Origin of the sequence: Mycobacterium sp. (assembly GCF_008709575.1) — a bacterium.
Classification (GTDB): domain Bacteria; phylum Actinomycetota; class Actinomycetes; order Mycobacteriales; family Mycobacteriaceae; genus Mycobacterium.
In genome coordinates this window covers 1-1,763 of record NZ_VYIK01000136.1, presented here as the reverse complement: position 1 = coordinate 1,763, position 1,763 = coordinate 1, and the positions used below count along the sequence as shown (strand labels likewise).

The 1,763-nt window shown below is 62.6% G+C and carries 2 protein-coding genes; both read left to right on the top strand.

Going from position 1 to position 1,763, the window contains the following annotated elements:
• Nucleotides 1-902: class I adenylate-forming enzyme family protein (locus F6Q13_RS17260; RefSeq protein WP_293059175.1), on the top strand; the 902-nt coding region annotated here is incomplete at its 5' end.
• On the top strand, nt 899-1,763 hold an 865-nt coding region (locus tag F6Q13_RS17255), incomplete at its 3' end, for a nitronate monooxygenase (RefSeq protein WP_293059172.1). The genes F6Q13_RS17260 and F6Q13_RS17255, both read left to right, overlap by 4 nt.

Below are 1,763 nucleotides of genomic sequence, written 5' to 3'. Positions count from 1 at the left end.
CCGACATCGTCTCGGCGGTTGCCGCACACGAGGTCAGCCATACCGTGCTGATACCGACCGTCATCGCCCAACTCTTGGCCCTTGACGACAAGACACTGGCCCCGTTACAGCGGTTGCGGATGCTCGCCTATGCCGGAGCTCCGATGCCGGTCGAGCATATTTGCCAGGCATATCGCCGAATCACACCGAATCTCGTGCAGTATTACGGCCTGGTGGAAGCGATTCCGCCACTGACCGTACTCGACGCCGCTGCTCATCGGCGCGGCGTCACGCGGACACCGAAGCTTCTCGAATCGGTCGGCAGACCTTGTATCGGTGTACGGATCGACGTTGAAGACGATCACGGTCCAGTCGGCGACGGGCAGATCGGCGAGCTTGTCGTGGCCGGGCCGGCGGTAAGCCCGGGCTACCACGATTCACTCGGCCGCGAGGATCTCGGCAAGCGCCATGTCGGCGGGCGTCTCCATACGGGTGATGTCGGGTTCACATCGCCTGGTGGTGACATCTACCTCACCGGGCGCCTGCAGGACATGATCATCACCGGTGGTTACAACGTTTATCCTCGCGAAATCGAACAGGTTATCGCAGCCATAGTCGGAGTAGCCGATGCCGTGGTGGTCGGAGTGCCCGATCGCGTCTGGGGACAACGGATCGTGGCGGGCTATACAACCGTCGCAGATGCCGTCGTCACCGACCAGCAGATCACTGCTCAATGCCGTCAACAGCTCGCGCACTTCAAATGCCCAAAGGCCGTTGTCCGGATGACGGCACTACCGGTGACTTCCCTGGGAAAAATCGACCGCAAACAGGCAGCGGCCGTTCTTGCGGCTTCCCTGGAGAATCAGGCCGGCAAGATCATCGAAAACGATCCGTCTGCTCCCCGGCCAAAGGAACCGAAGTGACCGGTCCACTGTCTGCTCGCCTGCGCTTGCCCGTTGTCGCGGCTCCGATGTTTCTCGTCTCGGGACCGGACTTGGTCACTGCCGCATGCCGTGCCGGTATCATCGGGGCTTTCCCCACCCAGAACTGCCGTACGGTCGGCGATCTCGACGTCTGGATGGGTTCGATCACCGATCAGCTCGCCGAGACCTCCGACCAGTGCACCGCGCCGTGGGCAGCCAATGTCATTACGCACAGCAGCAACGCGCGTCTGCACGAAGACCTTCGGCTCATCGCGCAATACCGCCCCGAGCTGGTCATCACGGCCCTGGGATCACCGCGCCCGGTGATGGAAGTCGTCAAAGGCTACGGCGGCACAGTGATCGCCGATGTCGTCAACATCTCGCTGGCTCGCAAAGCCGCACTGGTCGGTGTGGACGGTATGGCGTGTGTTTCAGCCGGCGCGGGCGGCCATACCGGGCATCTTTCGCCGTTCGCGTTCATTTCGGCGATCCGGGAATTCTTTGACGGCATGGTCATCATAGGAGGCGGTATCGGCGACGGATACGGAGTGGCGGGTGCCCTCGTCGCCGGGGCCGATCTGGTCTACATGGGAACCCGATTCCTTGCCGCAGCGGAAAGCATGGCTGCGCCGGAATACAAGCAGATGATCGTCGACAGCGGCCCCGACGACCTAGTCATCAGTGCCGCCATCACCGGAACACCGGCCTCGTGGCTGCGGCCGAGCCTGATCGCCAACGGCCTTGATCCGGATAACCTCGCACCCCTGATCGGGCACAAGGATTACTCTGCCGGCGACAGCGCCATCCAACGCTGGAAGGACGTGTGGGCGGCTGGACAGGGCTTGCATACCACGCGCGAGA